Genomic DNA, 17127 nt, shown 5'->3' on the forward strand with positions numbered 1-17127 from the left:
GGCGGCCGCAATGAATGGGATCGTAACGCTGCAGCGAACGCTGGCGGGGGTGCTGGCGGCCTTGCCGATGCTGGCTTGTGCAGCCCCCTCGGCCACGGTCACCGTCAAGGTTACCGTGGTGGCGCCACCGCCCTGCGTGATAAACGATGACCGACCGGTTGAAGTGGAGTTCGGTGATGTGATGACCACCCGGGTGGATGGCGATAACTACAAGATGCCGGTCAATTACACGCTGTCGTGCACCGGGGGCACTACGAATGCGATGAAGCTGCAGGTCAAAGGCAATGGCGCCGCGTTCGACGCGACGGTGTTGCAGACCAACAAGACCGGGCTTGGCATCGAACTGCGCCAGGGCGACGGCAAACTGGCCGTCAACAGCTGGCTGAATTTCACCTATCCGAACAAGCCCGAACTGTGGGCCGTGCCGGTAAAACAGGCCGGCACAACCCTGACGGGCGGCGAGTTCAGCGCAGGGGCCACAATGGCCGTGGATTACCAGTAACGGGAGCGGAGCATGAGCAAAACACTAAAGATCCTGTTGCTGGCCGGGGGGGTGACGGTGGGCATGACGCCGGTACAGGCCAAAGACGGTGAAGCCGACATGACGTTTCACGGCACCCTGATCGAGCCGCCGCCCTGCACCCTCAACGACGGCAATCAGGTGGAGGTCGATTTCGGCGATCGGGTGGGCATCAATAAGGTGGACGGCGAGAATTACCGGCAGGGGTTGAACTACCAAATCACCTGTGACAGCGCCGCCGGCGGGAACTGGGCGTTGACGCTCAGCCTGAGCGGCAGTGCGGCAGGGTTCGACAGTGAAGCCCTGTTGACGGACAAAGCCAGCCTCGGCATTCGGGTGTACCAGAACGATAAACCCTTCACCCCGAACAGCACGGTGAAGATAAATCTGGCCAACCCGCCTCGGTTGGAGGCGGTACCGATCAAACAAGCGGGCGCCACGTTGACCGAAGGGGCCTTTGAGGCCTGGGCCACGCTGCGTGCCGATTATGAATAAGGAGCGCGACATGAAAGGGGAATCGGGCTGGCGCCAACCCTCGGGGGATCCACGTTCTCGGGTGGGTGCCCTGCTGTTGGTGCCGATGTTGATGGCCGCACCGCTATCGGCGCTGGCCGCGGGTGACAATAACCTGTACCTGCATGGCGCTCTGGTCGCAGAGCCCTGTGTGATACCGCCGGGCGATGAAGAAATCACGCTGGATTTTGGCACCATTATCGACAAGTACCTGTACCTGAACACGCGCACTCTCGGGCAAGCCTTCGAGATACATCTGGAGGAGTGCGACCTGACGCTGGGCAAGACGGTGAGCGTGACCTTTACCGGCACGGAAAATCAAGCCTTGCCGGGCCTGTTGGCCATCGATGGCGGCAGTGCGGCGACGGGGATTGCCATCGGATTTGAGACGCCGTCGGCCCAACCGCTGCCGCTCAATACCCAGAGTGGCAAATCCCTGTTGCAGGACGGGGGCAACACCATTGCGCTGAGGGCGTATGTGCAAGGTGAGCCCCTGGCGATAGCCGACCAGACGATTGGCCGGGGCGCGTTCAGCGCGGTCGCCACTTTCAATCTGGAATATGAGTAAGCGACAGCAAATCGGCAGTGACAAACATACAGAAAGAAGACAGCGCCGCGCAGGACTGGGATAAGGCGTATCGCTGGTTGTGCCTGCGGCGACAGCATGCGCCACCGAATGCGGATGTGTGGGATTTACGCTTTAAGTGGCCACGGCAAAAGTATCAATGGCTAAACCGGGTACTGGCAGGGGAATACCAGCTGTCGCCAATGCAGGTTTTTCGACGGCGGAATAAACGTTGGGTGCAATGGTCGGCGCATGATGCGTTGGTGCTCAAGTGGGTGGCGATGCAGGTCGAAGATCAATTGCCCAGGAACGCGCATTGCCATCACCTGAGAGGGCACGGTGGCGTGAGCGGTTCGACGCAATCTGTTGCTTCTGCCTGGCAAAGTGGGGAATGGCGTTATATTTACCGCACGGATATCCGGGGTTATTACCGGCATGTTTTAAAGCATCAGGTGGCCGGACAATTGCATTGGCATATACAGGATGCGGTTTGCCGCAACCTGTGCCTGCAATGGCTCTATTACAGCGTGGAAGACGGCGGTGAGATCCGTACCCCTGAAAAAGGAATTTGTCGCGGCAGTGCGCTGAGCCCGATGATTGGCGGCAGCCTATTAAGGCATGTTGACTCTTATTTTGCGACGCGCGAGGAACTGTTTTATGCCCGATATATGGATGACTTTATTTTCTTTACCAAAACGCGCTGGCATTTACGTAAAACGATTAAATCGCTGTATGAATTTTTCGATTTGGGCGGTTTTGAAACCCACCCGGATAAAACACAACTGGGGAGAATGGAAAATGGCTTTGACTGGCTGGGGGTATGGTATGCCCCCGAAGGGCCCCGGATAGCCCCGAGAGCAATAGAGAACCATCGGGAACATATTGCGCGGCTTTATGAGCAAGCACGTTTGAGGAAACTGTCGAAGGCAGAGACCGATAACCGTGTGCGGGAATATGAAGCCCGGTGGATGACATGGGCAAAACACCATTTGAGAAAAGTGGGGTGATTGCCTGTTGATTAAATAAATTACACGATAGGTATCGTCTCATGAGTTGGTACACCTTCTCGCTCTTGATTCTAGTTCAATCGTTGAGCACCGCGGCGAACGCTGTGGCGTGGCCCTACGTTAATAATCCCCGGATTATCTCATGCACCTCTGGCAGCCAAGGCGAATGTTCGAACAGCGTTTTCTACGATAGTGATGGTGTCGTGTTCATTGACATCATGCCCGTGGGTCAACCCGATCCCTCGCTAGGAACTAAGATTCGTGCGGTGGGTATTCATTGCTACTACGGGAACAGCCTTATCGGTAACCCCTTCAGTGGGTGCCACTGGGTCCGGCCCTTTGCCAGGCACATTCCAATCGTGACGGGTAAGTGCGAGCTGAAAAACACGAGCTCGTGGGAGTTAACTCCTGACTCCACGTGCGCCACCGGGGGATGGGACGGTCACAACGGCGCGGGGCCGGGTGGCGAGTGCGTGATCTTCACCCAGGTAAAGACTACAAGCGTGGGCACCCTCAATACGCCGTTTGGGGTGCTGCACCCTGATACCGTCGCGAACTCTGGCAATCGGTTCTGTCAGAAGGCCCTACCACCGGCCGTTCGGTGTGACCTCGATATCCCAACTAGTATCGACCACAAGACGATGCCCCAGCAGGGCTCGGGTTCCGTCACCGTGGTTGGTTCTATCTCCTGTGGTGCCAAGCCCGTTGTGGAGATCGTGGGAGGGGATGTAGTTGTCCTAGGCGCTGGGGTGAAAAGCCGGTTGTCTACGAACGTTACGTCTGCGACAACGGTGGCGTTGACGTCGAAGCTGACAGTGACCAACGCCGCTCCGGGGGAATATCGGGGCGCGGCGGTCGTACGGGTATCCCCATACTAATGGTAGGATAACCCCGTCGCCCCGCCGTAGGGGCGGAGTCGAGGGTGAAAGACGGATTACAGCCTAGGGCTGGATGGCGATCCCTCGTTGAATGTCTGTAGTGGAGGGATGTCGTTGCGGGGAGGCCGGCCCCTGGATGGGGGGTGTCCCATGGGGAACGTGGGTGGTGGCGGCACTCCGTCTCGTTGGCTCCTGCGAGATAACCGACGTCGTGCTCGTTGAGGGTAATACCCGTTCAAAGTGGTCATCGTACCTACTAGACTGGACGGGTAGAGCATATTTTCCGCCCTAGTCGAGTAACCGTGCCCTGGGCCTACCATCACAACCGTACCAGTGGTGTAACGGGCGCGGGGGGGGGGATAATTTATACGCGAAGAATGTGGCTATGCGTAGGTCACAGTTGCACGAGCGACGTAACCCACGGTGGGTACAAAAATAGTGGGTGGCATGGGCTTTTGTTCAAATAGTCCGAAAGTGGTTGATTTTATTCCCTGTGGCTTGTTTGCTCGTATTCGCAATGGGGTTTATCCATCGCCGTGCATGTTGGACCGCTATCGCGAAGGGCGACCCCGTGGGGCCTAGTAGGCCCCGCCTCATACCGTGGGGCTATATTTGATTTCATGCTTATACACGAATATGTCCGACTGACGACCTCCCGAGGAATGCCTGTGCGGACTGCATCAGCCAGTCCAAGAACGGCGAAGTTCTGGGCATTGTGATGCACTGCGATCTCCTCGTGAACAAATCCCAAAGCTCCCTAAAAGTGAACGGTGATGCATAGTCTGAACTAACTATTCTCTGTGTAATCACATGATTTAAAATAATAAAATCTAGTTATGACTACTGTGACGTGTTTTTCGATAAATCTTTTTATGTCAGTGCTGATTTGTAGAGGTTGAGTAAAAATTATATGTAGTGGTATTTGTGTATATCATGGTGTATAAAATAAAATTTTCCAATTAAAAACATATTATATATCAATTGGATAGTGTTTCTTTGTCACTCCTGTGATCTTCCGCCAAATTACTGTTTTCCACACTTTCTTGAATTCAACAAAATCCTATCCGAGCGATTCACCTCGCAGACATTTTTTGGGAAAATAACCGTTGATCGAGTAATGAGCTTCGATGGGCTTCTCTGGCATACTAAGCGAATTACAGCGTTGTAAGTCAGATTAAAGCGGAGGCGACATGACAGACAAGCACTTAACCCAATCACCGGCAGGTGAGTTTGTCATGTTTGCCAGCGATGACGGCGAAGTGCGCGTTGAATGTCGTTTTGAGCAAGAAACGCTGTGGCTGCCCCAGGCGACCATCGCGAATCTTTATCAAGTGACTCCCCAGGCGATTACGCAGCACATCAAAGCGATCTACGAAGAAGCGGAACTTGAACAAAACGCAACCTGTAAGTCTTACTTACAGGTTCAGCAGGAAGGGGGCCGTCAGGTAAGTCGCAATATCCTGCACTATAGTCTGCCCGTTATTCTTGCCGTCGGTTATCGTGTTCGTTCCGCTCGCGGCACCCAATTTCGCCAGTGGGCGACCCAAACGCTCCAGGAATACCTAATCAAAGGCTTCGTGATGGATGACGAGCGGCTTAAAAATCCGCCCGTAGGTTCATCCGCTGTGCCTGATTACTTTGATGAGATGCTAGAGCGCATCCGTGATATCCGTGCCAGTGAGCGTCGGGTTTATTTGCGGGTTAGGGAGATCTTCGCATTAGCTGCCGACTATCAGCCGTCACTTAAAGAGACAACGTTGTTTTTCCAAACAATCCAAAACAAGCTGCATTTTGCCTGCACCGGCCACACCGCTGCCGAACTTATCCATCAGCGGGCTGACGCCAGCCAGCCCCATATGGGCTTGAGCAGCTATAAGGGTGAAGAGGTGCGCAAAAGCGACGTGACGGTGGCGAAAAATTACCTCAATCAAGACGAAGTCAGCGAACTCAATCGCGTGGTCAACATGTGGTTAGATTTCGCTGAAGATCAGGCGCGGCGTCGTCAACAGGTGTTCCTGCGTGATTGGCAGGATAAGCTGGATCAGTTTCTGCAATTTAACGACCGTGACGTTCTACAAGGGGCTGGCACAGTCAGTAAGAAAGCGGCAGATGAAAAAGCGCAGGCTGAATACGTCCTGTATGCCGAGCAGCAGCGCCGCTTAAAAGAAGCGGCGGGGGAACAGGATATTGCCGGTTTACTGCAGTGGAAAACAGACACCAAAAAGCGTCCATAAACCCCCTTAAAGGGTAACACCGATCGGTTAAGCAAAATGATCGGTTGAACGATCCGGTAGGTAGACGACAAGAGCCTCATCAATTCTCTGATGGGGCTTTTTTATGCTTTCGACCTGGCTTGACGATACACAGACATGGGCTGAACCCGCTTCACTTTCCTGTTTTCAGCGTGCCATTTCCCTTGAGTGGATTTCTCAGGTGCTTGATTCTACCAATAAAGCCAGTATTCGTAAGCGTAAGTTCCCCGCAGAACTCGTGGTGTGGCTCATTGTCGGCATGGGCCTGTACCGCGACCGCTCCATCACGGACGTTGTGACAAAACTCGACCTCGTCCTGGGTTCGCAGGAAAGTGAGACTCTGGCTGCCAGCTCTATTGCCCAGGCCCGCCAGCGGCTTAGCGATGAACCGCTTCGCGAACTCTTTACGCTGACGGCCGGACACTGGACTCAACAGGAAGATAAGGATGACCTCTGGCACGGGCTACGGCTGTTCGCTGTTGATGGCACGCTTTTTCGCACACCCGATACGCCCGAACTTGCAGACCATTTTGAGTACATAAAACATCGTCCAGACAGACACACTGAATACCCGATGGTCAGGTTGTGCGCCATGATGTCGCTGCGCAGCCGGTTGATCCATGACGTGAAATTCGGGCCGGCAAACACTGGCGAAGTCAACTACGCGAAGCAGTTATCGCCGCAGGCGAAGAGCCTGACATTGTTTGACCGCTGCTATTTATCAGCAGAGTTACTGATTAACTGGCAACGTAGACAGAATGATGCGCACTGGCTGGTTCCCCTGAAAGGGAACACGAAATACCGGGTAGTGGAAACGTTCGGTAAAGGAGATCATCTTGTGGAGATGCAGGTCTCACCACAGGCCCGAAAACAGGACAGCTCGCTCCCTGAATACTGGCAGGTCCGACTAATGGAATATGAAGATGAATCAGTTGATTACAAAGGTTTTATCAGCTCTCTGACCGCTCCGGAGCTGTATCCGGCAGACGCGTTGCGTTATGTGTACCAAGCGCGTTGGAGCATAGAAAACGGCTACGGCGAGCTGAAACAGTTCCAGTTGAGTACAGCCACGCTGTTGCGCAGTCAGAAAATGAGCGGAATATATCAGGAAATATGGGGTCTGTTGACGGCCTATAATCTGATCAGAATGGAGATGAGCCAGATAGCACGGGAAGCCAGGGTGTCTCCGTTACGAATAAGCTTCGTGATGGCGATGAGACTGATCCAGGATGAACTCATCTGGTGCTCACTGGGAAAACCGGGGACAATCCCGACGAAGCTGAAGAAAATGCGGGAGAATGTGAAGCAGTTCATCCTGCCAGAAAAGAGAAAACGGCCCAAAAAGAGGACCGTTCGTATCTCAAAAACCCAGTACCCCGTTCACTCAAAACATCTTAAGTGAACGGTGTTACCTTAAAGGGGGGAGTTTGGAGATCGGAAATTATTGTACGGTAAGGATGTTTTTTAAACATAATCCGTTATCGCAATAGGGTCACTCCTGCACTATACGGTATTCTTAGGGGATTGATCTTAATAACAAAAAAACCCAACAATATTGCAATTGTTGGGCGTTATTTGTTATGGGTAAAATGTCAGATTACCAATTGCCATCCTGATAATCGAACGAGATCTGGTAGGCAAATTTTTCAGGGGAAATTTTTGTCTTGAAATACGGTTGAAGCAATGGAATCCAACCACGCTCAACATTGAACCCACCATTATTAATATTATCTTCCAATGGCAACCCTAAGCCTTCGATAACTGAGCCATCATCCCCAAAGTCCTTAGAGTATTCTTCCCCTACAAATTGACGTGAATCAATTTCAAACCAAACAAGATTTAATTTTAGTCCCATGATAACTCTCCTTACAGATATTTCTTTTTAATGTTGCGTTCAGGTCTCGGCTCTTTAGTACGTACGCCGGTGGTGGGATCAAATGCACCTAGGTGCGTACCGTCGCTGGCTCGATATCCCTCCAGCTCGCCGTGCCGTGAATCCCATTCATAGAATTTACGGCCCTTGTCGCCATACCAGCGTGCTCGAAGGCCTCCTCCCCCCTGAACTGGATTCTTCGACTCACCTTTTTTGAGTTCACCCAGCCCGTGTATATCCTCTGTTTTTGGAGGCCGATGATAATCATGCCCAAATTCTGTTAGCCCTTTGCGGGGTTTGACAAGCTCAGGCTTATCCTCCTTGGCCGGTTTTTTTCGTGGTTTGTTGAACATGACATAAATCGGATCAAGACCACTTTCAACCGGTGGAACCAAAATATAGTCATGGATCTGCTGAACATCACCATTGGGCAATGCAGTCAGCGTTCCTTTCCCTGACACATCGACACTGCCCCCCGTCGAAAGCTTGCCTGCAGGCGCACCAACCGGCGTGACGGTAATAATATAACCGGATACGCTCTTGTCATTCGCCGGTGTCCAGGTCAGAGAGATAGCACCGTCATCAGTGGTAAAGCGTAACTCCCTTTTCACCGCATCCCATGATAGTGGCCTTAGTGGCACCGCACCTTTTACGTTCCGCTCATCAGGGCGAACGATGTTGATGTGGATTTTCTCTTCCCCGACATCCCCCGTCTCACGAGAAACCAGCCGATAAGGTAACCGCACCGAATTATAGTTGCCGAGCGCATTCCTCACATCGTCTCGCGTCAATCCGAACCGACCAACACCCAGGGATGACATGACGGTCAATGCCGGCACGTCCAAACTCTCGGAAAAAACAAAAGAGAGCTGAGCAAACTCAGCCGTGGTGACCTGCCCGTTGGCATACAGTTTTTCCGCAGGTGTCCTCGTCAACGCCGCCGAGGCCCGGGCAAACGCGCCACGGATACCGGCTTCCAGTGTCTCCGTCGTCGCCACCGAATTATAGTTGCTGATAGCAAACCCGCTTTCACGCCAGAAGTAGGCAGTCTGCTCCAGAAACAGCGGACTGGGTTTGCTGCCCATGACCGGCGGATATTTGGGCAAATCGCCATCGCCAACCGTAAGAACGAATTCTTTCTTCGCCTGGTTGCGCCAGAACGCCGCTTGCGCTTGCGGTGACAACGAAGCAATATCCGGATCGGTCGGCTGCCGTGCGCGAATTTTGCTCATATTGTCTTTGGCAATGCGATCAAATTCAGCAACCTGAGCCGCTAGATCCTTTTCTTCCTTACGCAGCCGGGAAAGATCTTCGTTTAATGCAGCAATGGTGCCATTGGTTCTTTCCACGTCACGATGAAATTGTTCGGCTCGTCCCGCCTGACGGCGAGCGCGCGCATTGGCTTCCTGGATAGATTGACGTTCAGCAATTCGCTGATTGAGGGTGATTTGAGCCTGCTTTTCCTCAATCTGTCGCTGGTTGATAGTCCGTTCAGGCAGCAACCATTGATAACTGTGTGACTTTCGGTACTCATCCGTTTGAACTGACTCACGACGTTGGCGTGCATCCTGATAAGTCAGAAATGCCTTGCGTTCGGCTTCGCGTGCATTGACTTCATTTTGCGGAATGATCTCCACCACGGCCACATAAGCCGGCGGCAGATTACTGCCTGGAGGGAACACCACGATACCATCGTGCGTATTGCCACCCGGTTGCGTCGCTGGCAACGGTTTGGCTTCAGCATTATTTATCTCGGTAACACCGTCCACAGGTTTCGCCGTGGTTGGCGGCGCCGGCGCATTGACGCGAATATGAATATCAGGCATGCCCGGTACAATTCCTACCGTATAGACGTCCGGTCGCTTGGTGGGCTTGGCCTCCACAACCGGAACGCTCATCGGTAACGACGGTGAACGAACAACGGCTACTTTTTGCTGCCCCTCATCAACGAGGTCAGCAATACGAGCGCTGACCAGGGTTGCCGGTTGAGTGGGAAGTTGGCCCGGCGGCGTCTGAGTGACCAAATCCGCAGGGAGTGTCGTCACAATATGTCGCACCATAGACATATCATCAGGAGCGATCTTGGTTGGCGTAATGCCTTCCACGACCAATCCCCACAGACTAGTTCGCCACAATGTGCCTACCGTGGGAATACCGAGCGTTTTCACTTTGGTTATCGATTTTGTGATAAACGATTGTACCTTTTGGGATTTCAGTAGGCTGAATCCCCATGCGCCATCGAACAGTGAAAGATTGAACTGTGCCCCCACAGCGACAGACGCTTGTGCTTCCGGAAACAGGCTTGGGTTAACATTGCCGCCACTGTTGGCGGGATCCCTGTCCCCACCATTGTTGCCACCACCAGTATGCCCGCCAGTGTCCTTATCCTTGCCTCCCCATGGGTTGTTTTCTGAACTCCAGCCAGAGTGATCGGATGCATCCACACCCCCACCCAGCCCCGTCGGCCCACCATTCACCCCACCGCCAGGACCGCGGCTGTCTTTACCATCACCACCACTCATAACTCATCTCCTGTTGAAATTGCACACAAATACTGTATGCATATCCAGTTTTTAGCGAGAATTAAAGGAGTTTACAAGTCATTAACCCAGCTGGTTGTTGTGCTGTATATCAAACAAAACAGAGAGGAGGTTTGGGGTGAATGGGGTTTGAGGGCCAATGGAACGAAAACGTACGTCAAGTAGATAATTAATTGTTTAATTTGAAAATTAATGCTCCCTACTCTCCCTTCAAAATATCCTCCGGGAGTATGACTGGTTGCAGAAGCTGGAGTGGGAACGGACGCGCAGCCGGGATTAACCCACATTTGTCAGTGTGACAGCTGTCGCAGGCGGCTGCTTTTTTGTGTCACGCTTGGTATAGACGAGAATAATTATCATTTGATTGGCGGGCTTGAGAGGATGGTTTAGCATCAAACACTATATAAACACAGTGTTTGTGTGCAAAATGACAGATATCAAAAAGGAGATTTTATGGAGCATAAATGGGAAGTTATCCAAACTGACCCCTTAAACCCTACAAGCAAAATCATTTGGGGGCATAATAGGGGGCATGGTTCAAAATCGAAATTGATAAAACTGAGTAAATTCAAATTAATTGGCTATCAAATGCGACTCCTGTGATCTTCCGCCAATCATCGTCTCCCTTGTTCTTCTGTGTTAGCCGAGCTCTGCAGCATAAATGACCGTCCACCTAGATGGATATGAGATCTTGCAGCCAGACAATGAGATTGTCCGGCTGCGCGAGGGATTATTACGGCTACTTATTGAATAGGTGCGTGCCGATGGATAAACAGCCGCTGAGTAAAAAAATGGATGACAGAACAGAAATGTAAATGAGTGACTTCATTCAGGCCTCTGACGATTAGAAAAGCGAAACGCAGCCGGATAACGCAAGCGTTGATGATAGGGTTAAAAGGTAATAGGCAATCTTTAGAAACATAAATTCATCCTGTTTTTGCGGTATCGACTCTCGGTTTGATAACGTCTGATTCATTTTGTAGAAAATGAATAACTGCATATTTAATCCGGCTATCCGGGTCTGGAAGACCGGGGTGTTTTCACTTTGGCGCCATGTTGAGCGTTTCTTTGCAGTGGATTGACACTGGGTTGATGATTTTTTGGCATGCTTTCATTTTGGGTGAATAAACCATTCAGACAGTTAAACTGTAATGAGGAAAGCCATCGTGAAAACCATGTCGTTAATCTTTTTACTGGTATCAATATTCATCACCGCGATTCATTGTCATGAAAGCCCATGTTCCGGCATTCAAAGCGGTATTGCCATACTCGGCAACGGAGCAGGAGCAATAACCTGTGATTTCAAGTCGTGCTCTTCTCATGATGTACCGCAATGCGTTAATGCCCCCAGGCTTTATATATTCAAACCGTTACTAAAGCGTTTGAAAACCGCGTTAAAACCCCAGTTTTTAACTTCATCAGTCAAATTTTCCTGAATCGTCGGTTGAAGAGTAATGAAACTTTAATTACAGCAAGCTATTGAGTGGAGGATCTTTAAAGTCCCATTACTCTTCTGAACGTCACTTTGCGGTTTCAGGTTTTTGCACTGGCTTAGAACGTGTAGCTTATTGCCACGACTCCCGTTGTCCCCTCCTTTTGTTTAACGATAGGGCTATTGGCGGCGTTATCCCCCAGCCAGGTATGGTTAATGCCAACCCATCCACCCCAGGTTTCGGTAAACTGATGCGCCCACGTCAGGCTCACGTCGGTACCGTAATAACCGCCCGAGCTGTTATAACGTGAGTAACCCGAATTAGCGCTTTGCGTGCTATTAACGCCGTACCAGGTGTTCATATAGCGAGAGTCTGCAAATAATGCGCTGATTTTTAGCGCGACGGTATCCTCCTCATCCAGAACAGGAATGAAATCGACGGAGGTCGCGTAAGATATCCCCTGGCCATCACTCAGCGGCAGGGTGGCTTTTCCCTCTAAGACCAACCATGGCGTTACCGCCCATCCCAAGGCTAAGCCAGTGTTAACGGTTGCTGAAATATCCCCCATGCCTTTAAGCGCGTCAGAGCCCTTACGCCAACCTGAATCTTCATCGGTTCGCCCTGAATCATAGCCTATCGTTGGAATGAAATATAAACCGTTCTCGCTTTGGAAACGAAAACCAGCACCATTCATTGAATCGACAAAAAAGTTATCCTGTTGGAAATGAAATTGCGGTGCGGCTCCCCAGGTTTGCTCATTCGAACCACTGTATTTAGGCGATGATGCCGCGCCAAGGCTCACGGTAAATGCCGTTCCGCTGTTATCGTTATTACTTGCATGGCTGGGTGGAATGCTGGATATTATCAGCAGAGCCAACGTATTTTTAATGATTTTCTTTTCTAACATTATGAGCCTCGGTATTATGTGTATCGGTATGATAAGACTGTTCACGCAAGGCGGAGTATGCCGATGATTTGTCAATTAACCGTCAATGAATAATCAATAAATAGCCAAGATCCTTCAGGGGAATGAGATGCAAAATAAACGGGTTCTAGTCATTGAAGACGATGTCGATGCGGCAAATGTACTGGAGGCTTACCTTAAGCGTGAAGGCTATAATGTCGCGGTGGTGGGGAATGGGCTGATTGGTTTGAATACGGCTTTAACCTGGAAACCCGATCTCATATTACTAGATGTGATGTTGCCTGATATGAATGGAACGGAAATATTGGCGGCGCTCAGGCGCAAGGTGAATACGCCGGTTATCATGATCACGGCCATGGGGGAACCTCATGATAAAATTGGCGCTCTTCGTTATGGTGCGGATGATTATATCGTTAAACCCTATAACCCCGGTGAAGTTATGGCACGTGTGCAGGCAGTGTTAAGACGAAGCGGCGGAAGTCAGCTGGCTGGCGAAGAAATATTGCGCTGGGAAAGGCTCGAACTGGATATCGCTAATATGGTAGCGAGAGTCATCACGAGCGAGGACGGCGCCCATGTTCTGGATTTAACATTAACCGAATTTTCCATTCTCAGTACGTTAATGAAAGCGTCGACACGGCCACTGAGTCGTCAGCTATTACTTGAAAAATGTTTACCTGAAAGCGATGCGCTCGAAAGAGTGGTGGATACGCATGTTTATAATCTAAGACGAAAGCTTGAAGCGGCAGGCGTTGATAACGTGATTTTTAATGTGCGCGGCGTCGGCTATAGGTTTTGCAAATCATGAAAAGGAAAAATAAATCTCTTTTGTTTTGGGTGTCTGTTCGCATCGTCATCGTCGCCATCGTGACGCTTTTTACCATTATTCTGGCGATGTGGGGCATTTTTGCTGCCCAGTATTTTTATGTCATTCATGAAATGCCGGCATCGGTTTACGAAAGATTCTTGGTGCTGCGCGAGAACCCCAGCCTGGACATAGAGGCGTTTCATGAGATCGTCGATACGTATTGGGGGCTGGATTACAGTACACCTTCGCTGACTTCTTTAAATTGGGGATGGCTGCTTATTTTCCTGATCGTTGTCGTTCCATTGATAACGTTAATGTGCGTGCGCATCGCACGCCCTCTTACCGCCCAATTCCGAAATCTCACCGACGTTGCGGAAACCGTGGCTCAGGGAAATTTTAAGCAACAAGCCGAGCTGGTCCAGGCGTGTCCTGATGAAATAATAAGGTTCTCAATAAATTTCAATGAGATGGTCAATAAACTCGCTTTATACGAGCGTGAAATAAAAGCGTCGCATGTGGCGTTGGCCCATGAGTTGCGTTCACCGTTGACCGGGGCTATGGGCCGCCTTCAGGGCATGATAGACAACGTGTTTCCTGCGAGTCAGGCACAGCTGAATATGGTGATGACGCAATTAAAAAACCTGAGTTATTTGACTGACGATCTGTATTTCCTTTCTCTGGCCAGTGCGGGCCAATTGAAATTAAGTAAAAACGTTTTTACTATCAATAGCGTGTTAAAGGAGAGAGTCGCCTGGCTCAAACCTCAGTTGGAGGCTGCGGGCATGTCCATCTCTATCGAGGAGGGCGGGCCGCTTCATTTTATTGGGGATGAATTCAGACTAGGTCAGGTATTCAGCATACTTATCGAAAATATGCTTCGTTATTGTAGCCAGGGCGATCGAATGTGCATTCGTCTCGAACAGACCGCACAGGAAATCGTGTTGGCTTTTCAAGATACGGGGCCTGGCGTTGCACAGGATTATTTGCCGCAAATGTTTGAGCGTTTTACTCGCGGTGAGACTTCCCGCGCGCGCGATTCCGGCGGCAGCGGGCTCGGGCTCTCCATTGCGAAAGCGATTTGCGCTGCCCATCATGGAACGATAAAGGCCAGTCTGCCGGCCGGCAAAGGGCTGTTAATCACGATAAACTTGCCCCTGCCGGCAGTGTCATAATGCGCTGAAGGGGGCATTATGGGCGGCGAACCCCCTCACTCCCGCTGCAAAAAGAACTGCTTGATGGTCTGCCGCAGCCAGCGGTGCGCCGGATCGCGATCCAGGCGCGGGTGCCAGGCCTGGACGATAAACACCGATTCCAGCTCGAGCGGCAGCTCGAGCTCCGCCAACGGCAGGTGGATGTTGCTCACCCCCTGCAGCACGTGGCGCGGCAGCGGCAGGATAAAGTCCGATTTCATGGTCAGCATCATCGCCGAATGAAAGCCCGGCAGGGTCAGGGCGACGTTGCGCTGCAGGCCGAGATCGCGCAGCGCGTCGTCGATCGGCCCCTGCGTGCGTCCGCGGCGAGAAACGCTGATATGCGGGTAATGGGTCAGGGTTTCGGGCGTTACCCGGCCGATGATCGGGTGCCCAGGGCGCACCAGCGCCTGAAAGGTGCTGGTGAACAGGCTCTGCGTCTTGATTTCCGGGTGCCAGTCGCGTGAGGAACCGATCACCAGATCCACTTTGCCGCTGCGCAGCGCGTCATCCTCGCCGTCGCTTTCGGCGATGAATTTCAGGCCGCTCAGCGGCGCCGATTCCCGCAGCGTCTCCAGCAATCCGCCCGCCAGCGCGCCGATAAAGATATCGTTGGCGCGAATGGTGAAGGTTCTGGTCAGCTTGCCGGGTTCGAACGCATCACTCGGTGCGATCAGCGCAGTGGCCTGCTCGATGATGTCGCCGAGCTGGCGTTTCAACTCCAGCGCACGCGGCGTCGGCACCAGATGCTTACCGGCTCTGACCATGATCGGGTCGTCGAACTGCCGGCGGATGCGCCCGAGAATGCGGCTCATTGCCGGCGCGCTCAGATTCATCTTCTCGGCGGCGCCGCTCACGCTCCCTTCTTCCAGCAGCAGATTCAGCGCATAGATCAGGTTGAAATCAATTTTTTGCGGCATGGCCTCTCCGGGGGGGATGCGCTCAATGGGTTGCGTTTTGTGCAACTAGTTAATTACATCATTTCATTTTAAACAATCGAAATAACTCCGGATACTGCCCACGACAACAAAGATTGAGGCTGAAACAGCAGGAGTGGGGAATGGTTGAGGTGTCTGTTACGCCGCACCACAAAAATCGATGGCTCGCCAGCGCCGGTGAAATCAACGGCCGTACCTGGCTGGGGTTGTTCGGCGTGTTTTTGGCGGTGATGGCCAGCGGCGTGGGGGAAAACGCCAGCAAGTTTGCGCTGGCGGATATACAGGGTGGCATGCTGCTGAGCTTCGATGCCGGCAGCTGGCTGACCACATGCTACGTCACCGGCTTTGTGATCGGTTCCGGGTTCACGCCCTGTTTTTGGCCGACCTTTTCGCTGCGCCGGGTGGCGTTGACGATGTGCGGCATTTACCTGGCCGGTGGGCTGTTGACGCCCTGGTTGGGAGATCAGTATGGCGTGCTGCTGGCGGTGCGCAGCCTGCAGGGCTTCGCCGGCGGCGCGTTGCCGCCGATGCTGATGACGGTGGTGCTGCGTTTTATGCCGCCGCTGATCAAGGTGCTGGGGCTGGGTGCCTACGGCTGGGTCTCGGCCTGGAGCGCTACGTTGGGCGCTACCGCCGCCGCCTTTGCCTTTCACTGGGGCTGGAGCGGGTATTTCTACTGGAACCTGCCGCTGATGGCGATCGCCGCCGTGTGCATCGGTTACGGCCTGCCGCAGGATCCGTTGCGGCTGGAGCGCCTGCGGCAGTTCAACTGGCGCGGCCTGCTGTTCGGCGGCATGGCGCTCGGCATGTTGACGGTGGGCATTTCACAGGGGGAGCGCCTCGACTGGCTGAACTCGCCGCTGATCTACGTTTTATTATTGGGCGGCGGCGGATTATTGGCGTTATTTCTGATTAACGAATGGTATCACCCACTGCCTTTTTTTAATTTGCAGCTATTAAGCAAAAGGAATTTGTCTTTCTCCTTAATTACGCTGGGTGGCGTGCTGTTAATTATGGTGTCGCTGGTTAATATCACGTCGGGATATTTAGCCGCGATTCAGGGTTATCGTCAGGAACAAACCTCCGACTTAATGCTGTGGGTCGCATTGCCGCAATTAATTACGCTGCCGATCGTCGCCATAATTTGCAATACGCCGCGGGTGGATTGCCGCTGGGTGCTGGCGATCAGCCTGCTGTTGATGGCCACCGCCTGCGTGCTGGCGGCTCAGCTGACGCCGGAATGGAACGGCGACACGTTCCGCGTCATCGCGCTGTTGCAGGCGGTCGCTCAACCGATGGCGATCATCCCGTTGCTGATGCAGGCGACCGGCGGGCTGTTGCCGACCGACGGGCCGTTTGCGGCGGCCTGGTTCAACGCGGTGAAAGGTTTCGCCGCCACCGCTGCCGGCGGCGCCATCGCGCTGCTCAGCCGGCAGCGCGGGGATTATCACGCCGGTACGATCGCCGACGGCTTCGGCTCGGCCTACAGCCGCGCATCGGGGTCGACGGAGCAGCTGGCGCAGCTTGCCGCCCGGCAGGGCCACGTGCTGGCCAGCGCCGATCTTTATCTGTTGGTTGCCGGCCTGGCGTTATTACTGACCGCGCTGATTTTAGTTATGCCGACCCGTATTTATCCGCCGCGTTCGGTCGCTGCCTGACATTTTATCATCAGAAATAAATATTAA

13 protein-coding genes are annotated in these 17127 nt (G+C 52.6%); 9 read left to right on the plus strand and 4 right to left on the minus strand.

Annotated features, from left to right (window positions below; all coding sequences use genetic code 11):
- Positions 1–10 precede the first annotated feature (10 nt).
- The 6 genes from ACSJLU_RS00420 (at position 11) to ACSJLU_RS00445 (ending at position 7137) form a co-directional block, all read left to right on the plus strand.
- A complete protein-coding gene (locus ACSJLU_RS00420; protein WP_015376212.1) occupies positions 11–502 on the plus strand; it encodes a fimbrial protein in 492 nt (163 codons plus the stop codon).
- Between the two features lie 12 nt (positions 503–514).
- Entirely contained in the window at positions 515–1015 is a 501-nt protein-coding gene (locus tag ACSJLU_RS00425; RefSeq protein ID WP_015376213.1) for a fimbrial protein, read from the plus strand.
- A gap of 10 nt (positions 1016–1025) precedes the next feature.
- The gene (locus tag ACSJLU_RS00430; protein ID WP_015376214.1) at positions 1026–1601 is read left to right on the plus strand and encodes a fimbrial protein; all 576 of its coding nucleotides are present in this window, start codon (positions 1026–1028) and stop codon (positions 1599–1601) included.
- Between the two features lie 17 nt (positions 1602–1618).
- Entirely contained in the window at positions 1619–2605 is a 987-nt protein-coding gene (locus ACSJLU_RS00435; RefSeq protein WP_230201429.1) for a reverse transcriptase domain-containing protein, read from the plus strand.
- Between the two features lie 2068 nt (positions 2606–4673).
- Positions 4674–5717: a virulence RhuM family protein gene (locus ACSJLU_RS00440; RefSeq protein ID WP_025304807.1), complete on the plus strand. Its 1044-nt coding sequence runs from the start codon at positions 4674–4676 to the stop codon at positions 5715–5717.
- 103 nt (positions 5718–5820) lie between these two features.
- Complete coding sequence (locus ACSJLU_RS00445) at positions 5821–7137, plus strand: IS4 family transposase (protein WP_342096747.1); 1317 nt, start codon at positions 5821–5823, stop codon at positions 7135–7137.
- 195 nt (positions 7138–7332) lie between these two features.
- Here ACSJLU_RS00445 and ACSJLU_RS00450 read toward each other — a convergent pair whose 3' ends face one another.
- The 3 genes from ACSJLU_RS00450 to ACSJLU_RS00460 all read right to left on the minus strand — a co-directional run bounded on the left by ACSJLU_RS00450 (position 7333) and on the right by ACSJLU_RS00460 (position 12488).
- A complete protein-coding gene (locus ACSJLU_RS00450; protein WP_025304809.1) occupies positions 7333–7590 on the minus strand; it encodes a colicin E3-like toxin immunity protein in 258 nt (85 codons plus the stop codon).
- A gap of 11 nt (positions 7591–7601) precedes the next feature.
- Positions 7602–10130, minus strand: a complete 2529-nt coding sequence (locus ACSJLU_RS00455; protein WP_342096748.1) for a colicin-like bacteriocin tRNase domain-containing protein — start codon at positions 10128–10130, stop codon at positions 7602–7604.
- A 1569-nt stretch (positions 10131–11699) separates the two neighbouring features.
- A complete protein-coding gene (locus ACSJLU_RS00460; RefSeq protein WP_025304811.1) occupies positions 11700–12488 on the minus strand; it encodes a MipA/OmpV family protein in 789 nt (262 codons plus the stop codon).
- A 127-nt stretch (positions 12489–12615) separates the two neighbouring features.
- On the opposite strand from ACSJLU_RS00460, the gene ACSJLU_RS00465 reads away from it, so the two are divergent.
- Both ACSJLU_RS00465 and ACSJLU_RS00470 read left to right on the plus strand, forming a co-directional pair.
- Positions 12616–13314 carry a response regulator gene (locus ACSJLU_RS00465; protein ID WP_043140865.1) on the plus strand — a complete coding sequence of 233 codons (699 nt, stop codon included), beginning with the start codon at positions 12616–12618 and terminating at the stop codon, positions 13312–13314.
- On the plus strand, positions 13311–14486 hold the full coding sequence (locus ACSJLU_RS00470; protein ID WP_025304813.1) for a sensor histidine kinase: 1176 nt from the start codon (positions 13311–13313) through the stop codon (positions 14484–14486). The genes ACSJLU_RS00465 and ACSJLU_RS00470 overlap by 4 nt, the downstream gene beginning before the upstream one ends.
- A gap of 35 nt (positions 14487–14521) precedes the next feature.
- Here ACSJLU_RS00470 and ACSJLU_RS00475 read toward each other — a convergent pair whose 3' ends face one another.
- Positions 14522–15424, minus strand: coding sequence for a LysR family transcriptional regulator (locus ACSJLU_RS00475; protein ID WP_025304814.1), 903 nt, complete (start codon positions 15422–15424; stop codon positions 14522–14524).
- Between the two features lie 140 nt (positions 15425–15564).
- On the opposite strand from ACSJLU_RS00475, the gene ACSJLU_RS00480 reads away from it, so the two are divergent.
- The gene (locus ACSJLU_RS00480; protein WP_342096749.1) at positions 15565–17100 is read left to right on the plus strand and encodes an MFS transporter; all 1536 of its coding nucleotides are present in this window, start codon (positions 15565–15567) and stop codon (positions 17098–17100) included.
- The last annotated feature ends 27 nt before the right edge of the window (positions 17101–17127 follow it).

This window comes from Serratia bockelmannii, from assembly GCF_051803255.1.
GTDB lineage: Bacteria > Pseudomonadota > Gammaproteobacteria > Enterobacterales > Enterobacteriaceae > Serratia > Serratia bockelmannii.

What these genes read in the sequence shown, in the direction of transcription:
- ACSJLU_RS00420 (WP_015376212.1), top strand. Translation starts at nt 11, where the DNA reads ATGAATGGGATCGTAACGCTGCAGCGAACGCTGGCGGGGGTGCTGGCG.
- ACSJLU_RS00425 (WP_015376213.1), top strand. Translation starts at nt 515, where the DNA reads ATGAGCAAAACACTAAAGATCCTGTTGCTGGCCGGGGGGGTGACGGTG.
- ACSJLU_RS00430 (WP_015376214.1), top strand. Translation starts at nt 1,026, where the DNA reads ATGAAAGGGGAATCGGGCTGGCGCCAACCCTCGGGGGATCCACGTTCT.
- ACSJLU_RS00440 (WP_025304807.1), top strand. Translation starts at nt 4,674, where the DNA reads ATGACAGACAAGCACTTAACCCAATCACCGGCAGGTGAGTTTGTCATG.
- ACSJLU_RS00445 (WP_342096747.1), top strand. Translation starts at nt 5,821, where the DNA reads ATGCTTTCGACCTGGCTTGACGATACACAGACATGGGCTGAACCCGCT.
- ACSJLU_RS00450 (WP_025304809.1), bottom strand. Translation starts at nt 7,590, where the DNA reads ATGGGACTAAAATTAAATCTTGTTTGGTTTGAAATTGATTCACGTCAA.
- ACSJLU_RS00455 (WP_342096748.1), bottom strand. Translation starts at nt 10,130, where the DNA reads ATGAGTGGTGGTGATGGTAAAGACAGCCGCGGTCCTGGCGGTGGGGTG.
- ACSJLU_RS00460 (WP_025304811.1), bottom strand. Translation starts at nt 12,488, where the DNA reads ATGTTAGAAAAGAAAATCATTAAAAATACGTTGGCTCTGCTGATAATA.
- ACSJLU_RS00465 (WP_043140865.1), top strand. Translation starts at nt 12,616, where the DNA reads ATGCAAAATAAACGGGTTCTAGTCATTGAAGACGATGTCGATGCGGCA.
- ACSJLU_RS00470 (WP_025304813.1), top strand. Translation starts at nt 13,311, where the DNA reads ATGAAAAGGAAAAATAAATCTCTTTTGTTTTGGGTGTCTGTTCGCATC.
- ACSJLU_RS00475 (WP_025304814.1), bottom strand. Translation starts at nt 15,424, where the DNA reads ATGCCGCAAAAAATTGATTTCAACCTGATCTATGCGCTGAATCTGCTG.
- ACSJLU_RS00480 (WP_342096749.1), top strand. Translation starts at nt 15,565, where the DNA reads ATGGTTGAGGTGTCTGTTACGCCGCACCACAAAAATCGATGGCTCGCC.